Annotated in this window: 12 protein-coding genes; 4 read left to right on the forward strand and 8 right to left on the reverse strand. The window is 70.2% G+C overall.

Annotated elements, in window-relative coordinates; all coding sequences use genetic code 11:
- The first annotated feature begins 48 nt into the window (after window positions 1-48).
- The 4 genes from LP52_RS11480 (at window position 49) to LP52_RS11495 (ending at window position 3,454) form a co-directional block, all read left to right on the forward strand.
- The gene (locus LP52_RS11480; protein ID WP_040273222.1) at window positions 49-549 is read left to right on the forward strand and encodes a Jag family protein; all 501 of its coding nucleotides are present in this window, start codon (window positions 49-51) and stop codon (window positions 547-549) included.
- 214 nt (window positions 550-763) lie between these two features.
- Window positions 764-1,483, forward strand: coding sequence for a 16S rRNA (guanine(527)-N(7))-methyltransferase RsmG (rsmG, locus tag LP52_RS11485; protein ID WP_040273160.1), 720 nt, complete (start codon window positions 764-766; stop codon window positions 1,481-1,483).
- Window positions 1,484-1,659: 176 nt separating this feature from the next.
- Window positions 1,660-2,490: a ParA family protein gene (locus LP52_RS11490; protein WP_202966100.1), complete on the forward strand. Its 831-nt coding sequence runs from the start codon at window positions 1,660-1,662 to the stop codon at window positions 2,488-2,490.
- A gap of 25 nt (window positions 2,491-2,515) precedes the next feature.
- Entirely contained in the window at window positions 2,516-3,454 is a 939-nt protein-coding gene (locus tag LP52_RS11495) for a ParB/RepB/Spo0J family partition protein (protein WP_040273162.1), read from the forward strand.
- A 289-nt stretch (window positions 3,455-3,743) separates the two neighbouring features.
- Here the strand turns inward: LP52_RS11495 and trxA are convergent, their stop codons facing one another.
- The 8 genes from trxA to LP52_RS11535 form a co-directional block, all read right to left on the reverse strand.
- Window positions 3,744-4,070, reverse strand: coding sequence for a thioredoxin (gene trxA, locus LP52_RS11500; RefSeq protein ID WP_040273163.1), 327 nt, complete (start codon window positions 4,068-4,070; stop codon window positions 3,744-3,746).
- A 76-nt stretch (window positions 4,071-4,146) separates the two neighbouring features.
- Window positions 4,147-5,079 (reverse strand): thioredoxin-disulfide reductase, encoded by a 933-nt coding sequence (trxB, locus tag LP52_RS11505; RefSeq protein WP_040273164.1) that lies wholly within the window; start codon window positions 5,077-5,079, stop codon window positions 4,147-4,149.
- A gap of 303 nt (window positions 5,080-5,382) precedes the next feature.
- Entirely contained in the window at window positions 5,383-6,324 is a 942-nt protein-coding gene (locus LP52_RS11510) for a hypothetical protein (RefSeq protein ID WP_157036306.1), read from the reverse strand.
- Window positions 6,321-6,941 (reverse strand): RNA polymerase sigma factor SigM, encoded by a 621-nt coding sequence (gene sigM / locus LP52_RS11515; protein ID WP_040273227.1) that lies wholly within the window; start codon window positions 6,939-6,941, stop codon window positions 6,321-6,323. Before sigM ends, LP52_RS11510 begins: the two co-directional genes overlap by 4 nt.
- A gap of 8 nt (window positions 6,942-6,949) precedes the next feature.
- Window positions 6,950-8,491, reverse strand: a complete 1,542-nt coding sequence (locus tag LP52_RS11520) for a protein kinase family protein (protein WP_040273166.1) — start codon at window positions 8,489-8,491, stop codon at window positions 6,950-6,952.
- Window positions 8,492-8,740: 249 nt separating this feature from the next.
- Window positions 8,741-10,609 (reverse strand): murein biosynthesis integral membrane protein MurJ, encoded by a 1,869-nt coding sequence (gene murJ, locus LP52_RS11525; protein WP_084723126.1) that lies wholly within the window; start codon window positions 10,607-10,609, stop codon window positions 8,741-8,743.
- A gap of 84 nt (window positions 10,610-10,693) precedes the next feature.
- Complete coding sequence (murJ, locus tag LP52_RS11530) at window positions 10,694-12,460, reverse strand: murein biosynthesis integral membrane protein MurJ (RefSeq protein WP_040273168.1); 1,767 nt, start codon at window positions 12,458-12,460, stop codon at window positions 10,694-10,696.
- Window positions 12,461-12,522: 62 nt separating this feature from the next.
- The gene (locus LP52_RS11535; protein ID WP_052809735.1) at window positions 12,523-15,102 is read right to left on the reverse strand and encodes a DUF6049 family protein; all 2,580 of its coding nucleotides are present in this window, start codon (window positions 15,100-15,102) and stop codon (window positions 12,523-12,525) included.
- Between the last annotated feature and the right edge of the window lie 189 nt (window positions 15,103-15,291).

The following is a 15,291-nucleotide window of genomic DNA, read 5'->3' on the forward strand; positions in this document are numbered from 1 at the left end:
GCTGTGAGCAACGGCAACGAGGACGAGGCGGACGGCGGAAGCGTCGCCGTGGCGGAGGCGCCGCAGAAGGAGGACGAGGCGGCGGTCGACGTCGAGGCGTTGGAGCGCGAGGGCGACGTCGCGGCCGACTACATCGAGGGCCTGCTGGACATCGCCGACTACGACGGCGACATCGACATGGACGTCGAAGGCGATCGTGCGATGGTGTCGGTCGTGGGTGCAACACTCGACGAGCTCATCGGCGACAACGGCGAGGTTCTTGAGGCCCTCCAAGAGCTGACGCGGCTGGCGGTGCATCGCAGCACGGGCAACCGAAGCCGGCTGATGCTCGACATCGGCGGTTTCCGCGACTCCCGGCGGCGCACGCTTTCGCGGGTGGGCAGCGACGCGGCCGCGGAGGTCAAGAAGACGGGGCGGACGAAGGAACTCGAGCCGATGAGCCCGTTCGAGCGCAAGGTCGTGCACGACGCCGTCGCGGCTGCCGGACTGCGCAGCGAGTCGGAGGGCGAGGAGCCCGACCGCTACGTGGTGGTCCATCCCGCCGAGTGACATGGCACTGGACCCCCGGTGTCCTCGGTGACCGGCCGCGGCGGCGGATGCGGAACTCCGCCGACCCGGGTTTCACGTGAAACACAACGTTCCCGCAGGCGCCCCTCACGCATAGGATCGTGGGGGGCGCTTTCGTATCTACCCCCGGGATTTCTCTCCATGTCGACCTGTCGATTCATCGCTGGCCGGTCTGAAAGGGACAAGGTGGTGACTGATGACCTCGGGTGCTGAGGGGAAGGTGACCCCGCCCGAGCAGGCGCAGCACTTGTTCGGTGACGCACTGCCGCTCGTAGGCCGGTATGCGGACTTGCTCGCAGGTGCGGGTGTCGAACGCGGACTGATCGGTCCGCGCGAGGTCCCCCGCTTGTGGGAACGGCATCTGATGAACTGCGCGGTGGTCGAAGAGCTGATCCCGGAAGGGGCCACCGTCGTCGATATCGGATCGGGTGCCGGGCTTCCCGGGGTGATCCTGGGCATCTTGCGGCCGGACCTCTCGGTTACGCTGCTTGAGCCTCTGCTGCGGCGGACGGTCTTCCTTCGGGAATGCATCGAGCACCTCGAACTGCCTAATGTCGAGGTGCGCCGAGGGCGGGCGGAGGACATGCGCTCGGAGATCCGGGCCGACGTCGTCACCGCTCGCGCCGTCGCGCCGCTGGCACGGCTCGGCTCGTGGGCACTGCCGCTGCTGCGCAAGGGCGGGAGTCTGCTGGCGCTCAAGGGAGAGCAGGCCGAGAGTGAACTGGAAGAAGCGCGCGGGGATTTGTCGGCACAACGCCCCTGCGTTGCTGATGTGATCCGGGTCGGGCGCGGTAAAGTCGAACCCGCTACCACGGTTGTTCGCGTGACGGTCACCTCTGAGAGTGGTCACTCCGGCGCGTCCAAGGCCCGCCGCTCCTCAGGTGGCTCCAAGAAGAAGCGCGGACGGAAGAGGTGAAGTCATTCGTGACCCAGTACCAGACCGACGGCGCCTATGTTTCACATGAAACGCCTCGCTGGGAGGACCAAGACATGGCCACCGACGTTTCGCGTGAAACGGACCCCGACGCGATCTCCGCGCCGGATGCCGAGGTGGAGTTCGATACGCCGATAGCGCGCGCCGCCCGTGTGGCGATGTCGGTGCGCGGGCACGGCGACGACTCCTGGCCGCGCCCGGGGAAGTGCCGCATCATCAGTGTGGCCAACCAGAAGGGCGGCGTCGGCAAGACCACCACCGCGGTCAACCTGGCCGCGTCGCTGGCGATGCACGGGAACCGCGTCCTCGTGGTCGATCTCGACCCTCAGGGCAACGCATCGACCGCGCTGAGCATGGACCGGAGCGCCGAATCCCGCTCCATCTACCACTGCCTGGTCGAGGACGCGGAGATTCGGGATCTCGCTCAGCCGGTTCCCGAGGTCGACAACCTGTGGTGCGTGCCCGCCACGATCGACCTCGCCGGCGCGGAGATCGAACTGGTCTCGCTGGTGGCCCGCGAGTCGCGGCTCAAACGTGCGTTCTCCGCCTACGACAGCAGCGAGCTCGACTACATCTTCATCGACTGCCCGCCCTCGCTCGGCCTTCTCACGGTCAACGCGATGGTCGCCTGCGAGGAGATTCTGATTCCGATCCAGTGCGAGTACTACGCGCTGGAAGGGCTCGGACAGCTTCTGCGCAACGTGGAGCTGGTGAAGTCGCACCTCAACCCGGCGATGGAGATCTCCACCATCGTGCTCACCATGTACGACGGCCGGACAAGGCTGGCGTCCCAGGTTGCGGACGAAGTACGCGGACACTTCGGAGATCTGGTACTCAAGACACTAGTGCCCCGGAGCGTCCGCGTCTCGGAAGCGCCGAGCTACGGTCAGTCGGTCATGACCTACGACTCGGGGTCTACCGGTGCGGTCGCCTACATGGAGGCGGCGCGCGAGATCGCCTACCGGGCGGCGATAGGCGCCGGGAACTGATCATGAGACGTGAAGGGAGACGTCGGTGAGCCAGCAGCGGCGCGGTCTGGGCAAGGGCCTTGGCGCATTGATACCGCAAGCGCCCGAGACAGCGAGCCTGGACGCTCCGACCGAGTTCGGTCTGGAGCAGCGGGCGCCCGAGGCCGTCGGCGGCGCTTACCTCGAGGAGATCGAGGTCGGCGCAGTCACCCCCAACCCGAGGCAGCCTCGGCAGCACTTCGACGAGGAGGCGCTCGAAGAGCTGCGCGCCTCCATCGCCGAGGTGGGGCTGCTGCAGCCCATCGTGGTTCGAACGCTCGGTTCGGGGCGCTACGAACTCATCATGGGCGAGCGCCGGTGGCGCGCCAGCAAGGAAGTGGGGCTGGAGACGATCCCCGCGATCGTCCGCGACACCACCGACGACGAACTCCTGCGTGACGCCCTTCTTGAGAACCTCCACCGGCAGCAGCTCAACCCTCTGGAGGAAGCCGCCGCCTACCAGCAGCTGCTGGACGACTTCGGTGCCACCCACGACGAACTCGCCAAGCGCATCGGTCGCTCGCGCCCCCACATCACCAACACCCTGCGCCTGCTGAACCTGTCGCCGTCGGTGCAGCGGCGTGTGGCCGCCGGCGTGCTGAGCGCCGGGCACGCCCGCGCACTGCTGTCCGTAGAGGACTCCGACACCCAGGACCGCCTGGCACGCCGGATCGTCGAGGAAGGGCTGTCGGTTCGGGCGTTGGAGGAGATCATCACGCTCGGCGAGACCGACGAGAAGCGTTCGGCGTCGCGCCGGGCTCCGGCGAGCAGCGCCCCCAGTCCGGAGATGGAGGAGTTGTCCCGGCGCCTCTCCGACACCTTCGACACCCGGGTGAAGATCAACCAGGGGCGGAACAAGGGCAAGATCGTCGTGGAGTTCGCGACGAAGGAGGACCTCGAGCGCATCATCGCGGCGATGGCGCCCGGGGCGGCCGAGGAGGAGTAGGCCGGCGCGCCGCCGCAGAGTCGGGGACCAGGCCGGGACGTCGTCATGTCGACCGGCGGGTGTCGACAAAACCTCATGGCTGCACATGAACGAAGCGACGACGTGCTTCCGTGCTGTGAGCCCTGATCGAACACCTCGCATAAAGAAGTGCCCCCGAGCCCGGTGGCTCGGGGGCACTTCTTGTTCGGGATGAGGCGGTCGCTCGGCGAGGCTGTTTCACGTGAAACGGGCGGCCACTGGCGTTTCACGTGAAACCGCTGCGCGGCGCCTGCGCCTCAGGCCCGGGAATTCAGCCGATGAACTCCTCGAGGTCCTGCAGCAGCTTGCGCTTGGGCTTGGCGCCGTGGATCTGCTTGACGAGCTCACCGTTCTGGTAGACGTTCATCATCGGGATCGACATGACGCCGGCGTCCCGGGAGGTCTCCGGGTTCTCGTCGGTGTTGAGCTTGACGATCTCCAGCTTGTCGCCGTGCTCCTTGGCGATCTCCTCCAGAATCGGGGCGACCTGGCGGCACGGGCCGCACCATTCCGCCCAGAAGTCGACCAGCACCGGCTTCTCGCTCTTGAGCACGTCAGCCTCGAAAGTGCTGTCGGTGACGTGCTTCAGGTCGGCCATGGTGTACTCCTCATCGGTTCGTCGGTCGCATGCGTTCGGTGTGGTGGAAGTCGAAGGGGCGCTGCAGGCGCGCGCGTCACCGGCCCTGATCGGCCAGGAAGCGCTCGGCGTCGAGCGCGGCGGCGCAGCCGGTGCCGGCGGCGGTCACCGCCTGACGGTAGTTGTGGTCGACGACGTCGCCGGACGCGAAGACGCCGGGGATGTTGGTTCGCGTGCTCGGGGCGTCCACCGCCAGATATCCCTCGGCGTCGAAGTCGAGTTGGCCCTCGAACAGCTCCACCCGCGGGTCGTGTCCGATGGCGATGAACAGGCCGCTGAGGTCGAGCTTGCTCTCCTCGCCGGTGACGGTGTTGCGCAGGCGCACGCCCGTGACCTTGGACTCGCCGACGACCTCGGTGACTTCACTGTTCCACAGGAAGTCGATCTTCTCGTTGGCGAAGGCGCGCTCCTGCATGATCTTGCTGGCGCGCAGCTCGCCGCGGCGGTGGATGATCGTCACCGAACGGGCGAAGCGGGTGAGGAAGGTGGCTTCCTCCATGGCGGTGTCGCCGCCGCCGACCACGGCGATGTCCTTGTCGCGGAAGAAGAAGCCGTCGCAGGTGGCGCACCAGGAGGTGCCCCGCCCGGAGAACTCCTCCTCGCCGGGGACGCCCAGCTTCCTGTAGCCCGAGCCGGTCGCGATGATCACCGTGCGGGCGTAGTGGACGTCCTTGCCGACCTTGACCACCTTGGGGTCGGCGCTCAGGTCGACCTCGGTGACGTCGTCGGCGACGAGTTCGGTGCCGAAGCGCTCGGCCTGCTTGCGCAGGTTGTCCATCAGGTCGGGCCCCATGATGGCGTCGGGGAACCCGGGGAAGTTCTCGACGTCGGTGGTGTTCATCAGGGCGCCGCCGGCCGTGATGGAACCTTCGAACACCAGGGGTTCGAGCTCGGCGCGCGCTGCGTAGACAGCCGCGGTATAGCCCGCGGGGCCCGATCCGATGATGATTACGTTGCGGACGTCGCTCACGATCGTCGCCCTCCGGTCGGCTCGGCGGGCAGGTCGCTGGCGGCTGCCCGCGGGGGAAAGTCGTCTGTCTCAACAGATGGTAGGTGCGTCTGATTCCCTCCGGTGCGGGGGGACGTACCGACCCGGCGAACCGTGGGCGCGGACGTGCCGTCGAAGGGCGCACTCGGTTGGCGGCACACGTGGAACAGCGGCGGTCGCGGCGTTCTTCCCCGGCGTCCCCCGCACATGCGACGGCCCTCGCCGAGGGACGCGGCGAGGGCCGAAGGAAGGTGCGTGCGCCCGTCTGCGGGGCGGGCCGACCGGCTAGGGAGCCGGAACGGTCGTCCGTGTGAGGACGTCGTCCTCGGGCGCGGAGTCCTCGGTGCCGCAGCCCGGTGCGAGGACGACCACGTCGTAGGAGTCCTGCGCCTCGTCGCCGGGCCGGGAGCCGTAGTACATCGCCCAGGCGGTGTCCGTCGACCCGCCGGAGGAGTACTCGGCGAGGTCGATCAGCAACGGTTGGTCACCGGAGTCGCCTGCGAGGCTCTGGACGCAGGAGGAGACGTCGGGAGGTATGTCCGAGGAACCTGCCCGGCCGTCCTGTGCCGAGCCGTCAGCGTCGCCCTGAGGGGCGCCCGAGCCGTCCGAGGCGGCGGGGTCGGTCCCGTCGAGCACTGAGGCGGCTTGCTCGTCGATCCCCGCGGCGGTGTAGACGGTCCCGCTCCGGACGACCAGCGGCTGGTAACTCAGCGCTGAGTCCTTGTGGGCCGAGGACTCGGCCGCCCCTCCGCCTGCGGGCCCGGACAGCTGCTCGCCGGCGGTCGGACCGACGGCCAGGTTGCGGACGACGGCGCTGCCGCCGCCCACGACCACGACCGCGGCCGCGGCGACGGCGAGGTAGTTGATCCACCGGTGGGAGGAGCCGAACCGGCGGCGCATGGGCACGACGTCGCCGGGAGGTTCAGAGCCGGCGACGCCGGGCGCTTCGGCCGCGGAGACACTGCCGCCGGAGTCTTCGGAGCCGCCGCTGCCGCTGCGGTTGCCGGCCTCGGCCCGCAGCACGTCGTCGAGGCGCGCGGCGATGGAGTCGGGGAGCGGGGGCGCGGACACCTCCGCCAAGACCTGTGGGACGTCGGCCAGTTCGGATCGCTGTGCGGCACAGGTGGCGCAGTCGGCCACGTGCTGCTGGACGGCGTCCTCCTCGTGGTGCTCCAGCAGCCCTTCGGCCGACAAGGCGAGAGTCTCCGCGTCCACATGAGACGTCACGATGCCCTGTCACCTCCTCTCGGAGATGTGACGTCTCGGGCGGGCCCAGGGTTCCTCAGGTGGGACAGATATGGCAGAAGTCTCGCGCGTCCCCGTGCACAGCGGCTTTTCACCGTTCCCGGAGCGACCTCGAGGATGTCGGCGGCCTCGTCGACGCGATAGCCCATCATGTCGACGAGCACCAGCGCCAGGCGCTGATCCTCGGGCAACCGGCCCAGCGCGGCGTGGACGTCCATCGCCGAGTCGCTGCTGCCGGTGGGATCGGGGGTGCTGACCTTGGTCCGCTCATTGGAGATGACATCGAGGGTGGCGTCGTCGGTGGGGACGGCGGGGCGGACCATCTTGCGGCGCATCCGGTCGTGGCAGGCGTTGATGACGATGCGGTGCAGCCAGGTGCTGACCTGGGCCTCGCCGCGGAACCGGTGCGCCCCGCGGAACGCCGAAAGGAAGGCGTCCTGCAGCGCGTCGGCGGCCTCCTCGGAGTCGCCGAGGACGCGGATCGCGACAGCCCACATCCGCTCGCGGTGGCGCCGGACCAGTTCTCCGAAGGCCCGGTCGTCGCCCTGAGCGTGCCTGGACAACAGCTCCTTGTCCGGGAGCTCCTGAACCGCGTCAATCACCGTAGTCACGTTTTCCCGCGCAGCTCGACCTCGTTGACGATTCCTCGATACCTGGATCCGTCCTGGGGCAGACTAGTGAACCATACGACGACATAGCGTCCCTCGGCAGGCTTGGAGAGCTCGAAGTCGACCTCGCCCTGGACACCGCTCTTGGCGGCTGCGGGGGAGTCGCCGGCGCCGAGCGCGGCGGGATCCTCGGAGTCGCCTACGAGGATCTCCGTGTCGTGGGGGCCCTGGCCCAGGTTGAGCGAGACCTCGTGTACCTCGGTGCTCTGGCCCAGGTCGACGCGCAAGCCCACGCCCGACTTCAGGCCGCCGAGGTCGGCGGAGTTGTATCCCTGCGTGTTCCACGCGGTGGTGGGCTGGCCGTCGATGGCCTTGCCGGCGATGTCGTTGTGCTCGTCGCCGTCGTCGCCCATCGGGTCGAATCCGTCGGCCCCCTGGGGCTCCAGCGTCGCCAACTCGGCTTGGTCGTCCTGGCCGCCCGCCGTGGTCTGGCCGCCGGGACCCTCGTCGCCGCCCGTGCCGTTCAGGTTGGTGCCTATGTTCCAGGCGACCACGACGACCCCGATGAACACGATCAGCGCCAGACTCCCGACCAGCACCCGCGTGATCCCGGCGGGCACGCCGGCCTTGGCGCGCCGCCGCTGGCGCGGAGGGGGCGCCTGCTGCTGCCGGGAGGCCGGTGCCGGCTGGGGTTGTGCCGGGAACTCGCCCGAGCGCCGCGACGTTCCGCGTACGGGTTCGGGCGCCATGGGCGCATTGGGCGGCGAGACGGGCAACGGGACCATGCGCGGGACGTCGGCCAGCGCGTCGGCGACCTCGCGGGCGCTGGAGAGCGCGCCCCCGTGGAGCGGGGCGAGGAACGCCGAGCGGCACACGAGGTCGTTGAGGTGCTGGGAGACGCCCGAGTTGAGCTGGACGGGTTGGCAGGGCGCGCCCGCCACGAGCGGCGCGGCCGGCAGCCCGTTGCGCGCCTCCGCGGGCCAGTAGGCGGTCAGCGCCGCGTACAGCAGTCGGCCCAGCCCTTGGGCGTCGGCCGCTGCGGGGTTCTCCGCGCCGACACCGCGCAGTGCGGCGTCGACGCCGATACCGGTGACCTTGACGGCGCCCCCGAGGCTCCAGATGAGTTTTCCCGGGGTCAGGTTGAGGTGGTACAGGCCGGCGGCGTGGGCGGTGGCCAGGGTCTCCGCCGCCTCGGCCACCAGTCCGGCGGCGCGTGCGGGTTCGAGGGGGCCCTGCCCGAGGAGGTCGGTAAGGGACTGCCCCGCCACCCACTCCTCGACGACGTAGGGGGTGGGACCGCTGTCGTCGGCGTCGAACACCTGGGTGACGCGGGAGTCGGCGATGCGGCTGGTGGCCCGCGCGGCCCGGACGACCTCGCTGGTTCGGGGGAAGTCTTCGGTGAAGGTCCACACGGCGACGAGCCGCGCCAGGGTCTCGTCGGTCGCCTTCCACAGGGTGGCCCCTGCGGTCTGGCTCACCGGGTTGTCGAGTCGGTAGCGGCCTGCGAGACGGGCGCCGGGCTCAATCATGAAGGTGCTCATGCCGGGAGTGACGGACGTGACGGCCGAAGGCGGGCGCTCCCGCGGGGAGCGACCTGCGGAGCGGGTCCGGCCGTGTCTGTGCCTGTCCCCAACCTCCCTTCGGGCAGCTCAAGAAACTCATGGGCGGCGGCATAGAACTGCCGTTCCATGCTAGGACGCCTCTGTGGTCCCTTCGGTGGCCAGGAGTGGGCGGATGAACGAGCATTTGGGTCCTTATGTCGATTACGCAGGGTCATGTCCGCCCGGTGATCAGCGGCTGAGCAGGCGGCTGCGCACCATTTCCAAGAACGTTGTGACTTCAGTCACACCGATGCGTTTGGCGACCAGGACGAACAGCAGCGCGCCCACCGCGCCGCCCGTCGCCATGCCCAGGAGGTTCGGCAGCAGAGTCCCCGGAAGCAGGCCGAAGCCCAGCGCCATGGCGATTGCGAACAGCGCGCTGGGAACACTGGCCGCGTAGAGCAGCAGCAGGGTGCGCAGGATCCGCCGGCCGTCCATTCCGTTGAGCCGGCGGCGCAGCCCTCGCCAGGCCAGGGCGGACCCGACCACGTAATAGGACCCGTAGGCGATCGGCAGGAGCACCACGATCAGCTGCGCGGGCGCGAGGAAGAGCAGCGCGACGGCGAGCGCGGCGTGCGCGGCCTCGGCGGGCAGCGCGAACAGCGACGGCGTCCTGGTGTCTCCCAGCGCGTAGTAGACCCGCATCTGCAGCTGGAACATCGTGAAGGGGATGAGCATCACGGCGAACACCATCAGGATCCGCCCGATCGAGCGGGCGTCCTCGACCGAGGTGTTGCCGTTGGCGTAGATCATCACGCAGAAGGGGATGGCGAAGACGATCATCGCCACCGACAGCGGAACGATCAGCACCGCCGACAGCCGCAGGCCGCGGGAGAAGTCCAAGCGCACCAGGTCCTTGCGCCCGTCGGCGACGTGGGCGCTCATCCGCGGCAGCAGCGCTGTGATCACCGAGACCGCGATGATCGCGTAGGGCAGCTGGAAGAGCATGGACGCGTACTGGTAGGCCGTGATGCCGGCCCCCGCCACCGACTCGCCCTCCTGGGCCGCGCGCACGCCGGCACGCGTGGCGACGTTGGTGGTGACCAGCAGGCCCGCCTGTGCGACACCCACGTAGACCAGCATCCAGGCGGCTGTGCGCACCGCTTCGCCCAACCCGGATCCGCGCAGGTCCAGTCGCGGCCGCCAGCGGAACCCCGCGGCGAACAGCGCCCACACCAGCACCAGTGCCTGCAGTACCTGGCCGCCGGCGGTGCCGACACCCAGCAGGGTCAGCTGGCCGTCGGTGACCGAGTCCGGTGTGGCCGGCCCGGTGATCACCAGGAACATCACGCCGACGCCGATGATGACCAGGTTGTTGAGCACGGGTGCCCACATGGGCGCCCCGAACCGGTTGCGGCTGTTCAGCATCGCGCTGGCGATGCCGCTGGCGCCGATGAAGAAGATCTGGGCCAGCAGGAAGCGCGCCAGCAGTGTGGCCGCATCGTGCTGAGGGCCGGTGAAGTCGCCGGCGTAGATGCGGATCAGCCACTCCGCCGCGGCGATGGCGGCCATCGTCATCACGGTCAGTACCAGCAGGACCACCGTGAACAGCCGCTGCTCGGTGGCCGTGCCGCCGTCGGCGTCCTGCTTCTTGCGCTTGACCAGGAACGGCACGAACACACTCGCCAGCAGACCGCCGATGAGCAGGTCGTAGACGGCGAACGGCACCATGTTCGCCGTCTGGTAGGCGTCGCCGAGAAGCTGTGTGCCAAGCGCGGCGGCCAGGACGATCGTGCGGATGAACCCGGTGATGCGCGAGACGACGGTGCCCGCGGCCATGATCGCGCTGGAGCGCAGCAGGTTGCCCGGTGCCGAGTGCGCGGCACCGCCGATCTCGTTGCCCTCTTCGCCGGGGCGGTCGGCGGTGCCCAGGTCGCCGTAGTCGGAGGGATCGTGGTCGGGGTGCAGGCCGGGCTCGGGCTCGGTGCCGGGCTCGGAGCGCTCCACCGCATCGAGGAACTCGTCGGGCATGGGCAGGCGCCGCCTGCGGGCCGCTTGTGCCGAGCCGTCCGAGCCGGTGCCGTCCTCGGGCTGGCCGTCGGCCACAGGTTGCGTCATGTCGCTGGTGCTTCCTCGTGGGGTGGCGGGGAGCCGCGGGTGGGGGCGGAGCGGGCGGCCGCGGTGGTCAGGGGCCGCGCCGGACTACCGCCGCAGGCGTGCGCGCACCAGGGCCACGGCGTCCGACAGCTCGGGTACGAGCGGCCGGGCGCAGAGGAAGAACAGCAGAGCGCCCGCCAGGCAGCCCACGACCGGTGCTCCGATGTTGGTCGCCGCACCTCCGCCAAGCCAGGTGGTGAACAGCCACAGCACACCGATGCCGACGACGACGCTGGGGATCGCGGCCGCGTGCAGGCGCAACAATGTTGCACCGATGCGCCGCCCGTCAAGCCCGCCGAGTCGGCGGCTGAGGACGAATCCCGCAATGGTCAGCCCGGAGACGAAGGAGAGCATGAACCCGGCTGCCACGCCCACCACGACGAGGTTGGGCGGCAGCACGAGGAAGGCGATGCAGGCCAGTACACCGTGCACGGTGACGTTGGCGATGCTGATCAGCGCGGGCGTGCGGGTGTCGCTCATCGCGTAGAACACCCGCAGCATCAGCTGGAAGACGGTGAACGGCACCAGGCCCAGCGCCATGGCGGTCAGCACGGCGCCGATGTTGGCGGCGTCGCCGGCCGAGGTGTTGCCGCGCGCGAAGACGAGGGTGGCCACCGGCACCGAGTAGATCGCCAGGGCCAGACCAAGCGGAACCAGCACCAGCGCCGACATGCGCATGGTGCGGGAGAACCCGGCGCGCACCTCGCTCCAGTGCTGCTGCTCGGCATGGGCGCTCATCCGCGGCAGCAGCACGGTGATCAGCGAGACCGCGATGATCGCGTAGGGCAGCTGGAAGAGCGTGTAGGCGAAGTTGTAGGCGGTGAGTCCGGCGCCGACGTCGTAGCCGCCCTTCACGCTTTCGGCGCCGGCGCGGTTGACCACGTTGGCGGTGATCAGCAGGCCCAGCTGGGTCATCAGGGTGTAGACGAACATCCATCCGGCGCTGCGCAGCGCCTCGCCCAGGCCCGAACCGCGCAGGTCCAGCCGTGGGCGCCAGCGGAACCCGGCGCGCCACACCGCGACGAGCAGCACCGCCGCCTGGAGCGCCATGCCCGAGGAGGTGCCGGCGCCCAGCAGCACCAGCTCGCCCTGGGTGACGCTGTCGACGGTGCGCCCGGCACCGGCCACCCACAGGAACATCAGACCGACGCCGATGATGACCAGGTTGTTGAGCACCGGCGCCCACACCGGCGCGCCGAACCGGTTGCGGCTGTTGAGCATGGCGCTGATCAGGCCGCTGAGGCCCACGAAGAAGATCTGGGCGAGCAGGAAGCGCGCCAGATAGACCGACACCTCCACCTGCCGGGGAGAGGAGTCGCCCAGGTAGAGGCCGACGATCGGCCCGGCGGCCAGGATCGCCAGCGCGGTCACCGCGAACAGCACGATCAGTGCACCGGTGAACAGCCGGTCCTCGGTCTTGACACCGCCGTCGGCCTCGCGCATGCGCCGCTTGACCAGCAGCGGCACCAGGACGCTGGCGATCAGCCCCCCGATGAGGAGGTCGTTGATGATGAAGGGGATGGTCTGGGCGGTCTGATAGGCGTCACCGAGCAGCCGGGTGCCCAGGGCGGCCGCGATGACCAGCGCCTTAACGAAACCGGTGACACGCGAGACCATCGTGCCGGCGGCCATGACGGCGCTGGAGCGCATCATGCCGCCCGAACCGCTGTCCTCGGCCGGGCCGCCCGGCTCCTGCGCCGCGGCGGAATCGGCGGCTGCGGCCGCAGCGGGCTCGGCCCCCTCCGCGGCGCCGCCCTGACCGCGGCCGGAGGCGGCCGGGTCGTCGCTGCCGCTGGCGGTCTCGGTGGCCACAGACGGCTCCCTTCGGATTACGGGGCTTGCAAGGCTTGGCGGGTGGCGCGGGGCTCGCTCGGCTAGCGCCGGGTGTCGGTGGGGCCGGGGCCGTCCTCGCCCTCGGCCTCTGGCTCAGCCTCGGGCTCGCCGTCGGACGACGCCTCGGGAGAGGTGGAGCCGGTCGGAGGGTCGCTCGCGGAGTCGTCCTCGTCGTCCTGCACGCCGGCACTCTCCGCGGAGGTCTCGTCCGGGGCGTCGTCCGCGGGGTCGGCGGAGGCGGCGGTGCCGTCCTCGTCGCCGGTGCCGGCACCGGCGACGGCCGCGGCGGCTCCGCCCGAGCGGCGGTCGCGAGCCCACTTGCGCAGAGCGCGCGGCGCCAGCGCCACCACCAGCACCAGGGCGCCGAGGCCGCTGATGACCAGCGCCTGGAAGCCCATGCCCGTCGCGTTGACCGGCAGGTACTGCTCCTCGGAGACGGGCTCGCCGCTGAGGTTGTGCAGGTTCATCTGGATCATCGTCCGGCCGTTGACGCGCGCCGACAGCTCGACGTAGACCGTCGTCTTCTCGCCCGGACCGATCTCGATGGTGTCCTGGTAGTTGCCGACGTTCAGGCGTTCAGGGTTGTCCGGGAGCATGGACAGGTTGACTCGGACGGGGTGGTGATCGAGGTCGTTCGCCAGCGGGATCCCGATGGTGCCGGAGTCGCTGGCCAGCGTCACCGGCTCGGTGGGGATGATGCGCACCTTGTCCATGTCGCGCTGGACCGCCTGCTCGACCAGTGCGCGCGCCGGGGCGGCCAGCTCGTCCTCCCGGCGCCAGGCGGCCGACTCCAGCCGCAGCACGGCCGGGCGGAACGGGTCCGCGTCGTCCATGAGGATGCTGTTGAACAGCCGCACCCGGCCCCGCAGGTCCTTGATCGACTCAAGGTAGGACTCACCCAGCTCGGAGTCGGTGCCGCGCTTGGGGTAGGTGAGGTCCTTCCGGTCCTCGCCCGCGCCGGGGCCGGCAGGTTCGACGTCGGCCAGGTCCACGGGCTCCAGCCACGGCAGCGACTTGCTGGATTCCAGCAGCCCCTGGGCGTACTGGGCGCCGGGGTTCCAGTCGGCCGGCGGGTAGGCCACCACCGTGCGTCGGCCGCCCGGGTCCTCGCCGGCGATCATCGCGCTCTCGGCGGCGAAGCGCTGCTGGGCCAGGGCCGCCTCGCCGGGCCGCGAGGCGTCCTGGCTGAGCACCTCGGTCAGTCCCGAGTCGGCGACCAGCGCGGTGCCCTGCTCGCTTTTGCCGAGCGCCACCGGCGCCTGGGCGGTGGGAGTGTGGTCGACCTGCGACTGCGCGGGCATTGCGGGGTCGCGGAGCAGGAATGTGCTGGCGCCGTGGCGCTGGTAGAACTCCCGGGTGGCGGTGTTCATCAGCCCGGCCTGAGGCACCGCGACGGTCTCGTCGGCGGAGCGTCCCAGCACCTGCTCGACGGTGCTGCGCCCCAGCGAGATCGCGGCGTCGGCGTCGTCGGCGAGCCCGTGGCGCAGCAGCGCGGCGATGTCGGCCGAAGCGTAGGGGGTCGAGACCACCGAGTCCTCGGCCAGCGCCGCGCGGGACTGCTCCAGCCACAGCTGCGCCTCGGGGCTGGCGTCCATAGAGGAGGTGGCGGCGTCGTCCTCGGCCGGGTCCGCGCCCTCGGCTTCGGCGCCGGTTTCGGCCTCGGCGGCGGCCCGCGGATCCTCCGCCACGTTGTAGGCGCCGGTCATGCGTTCGATGTCGGCGAGCAGCCCCGGATCGACGGCCCAGGTGACGGGGACGTCGGAAGCGTCGCCGTCACCTTCGTCCTGCGCCTGCGTCGACTCCTCGGGGGCGTCCTCGGCGCCTTCGGCGTCCGCGTCCTCCGCGGGCGCCGACGCGTCTTCGGCCGAGACCGACGGTTCGGGCGAGGAGGGCGTCTGGGTCGGCGAGGGGGAGGTCTCCTCGCCGGGGGTCTCGGGCTCCAAGGAGACCGCGTCGCTCTGGGCGCCGACGGTCAGCAGCCTGCCGAGCCGCCCCTCGGGGCCGAGACTCTCCTGCAGCGAGGAGTCCAGGTAGGTGTCGTCGTCGGCGCGGTGGGGCCGGTCGCTCAGCGGCCACACCCAGGCGATGTTGATGGGGGAGGGGGCCGCGCTCCCGCCGCGGTACGGCAGGAACGTGCGTTGGCTGCCGACCTCCTCACCGGATCCGTCGATCGCCTCGACGACCATGGGGTATACGCCCCAGGAGGACAGCTCGAGGTCCGCGGCGTCGGTGCTCACCGTGTACTCGGCGGATTCGCCCGGCGCGAGCGGGGCGTCCAGCTCCGCCTGACCGGCCTCGATGCCCGGATCGGCCTCCTCACCGGAGGCGAAGGAGTCGAGATCGGAGCGCTCCCGGAACCGGTAGGCCGAATAGCTGAAACGGACCTCGATCTCGTCGAGTTCACTGCCGGTGGTGTTGGTGACCTGCCCGCTGATGCGCACCGTGCTGTTGGCGCCGATGGATTTCGGCGTGATGGACTCGATGGTCAGCGGAGCACTCTGGGCGCCGTCCTCCTCGGGATCGGCGTCGGCCGGGGCCTGGGCAGGGCCGAATGCGGCCAGTGCCGGGATGACGGCGGCGGTCGTGGCCACGACCGCGCCGATGTGGACGATTCGACGCACGCCAGAAGGTCTTCCGTGTCAGGTTGACTGTGGCCCGCGGGGGATTGGGTACGAAGCCGCTCGATGCGGCGATCTCGCGACCCGCTTCCGCACCCTCCCGGGGCGCGCGGGAGTCGCGGCGGACTGGTAAGAACGATACCCCCTTACCGGCAGGGCTCCGTTGCATTACGGCCAGGGCGGAATGTGCCG

The sequence above is a fragment of the Streptomonospora alba genome (assembly GCF_000826685.1).
Taxonomy (GTDB): domain Bacteria; phylum Actinomycetota; class Actinomycetes; order Streptosporangiales; family Streptosporangiaceae; genus Streptomonospora; species Streptomonospora alba.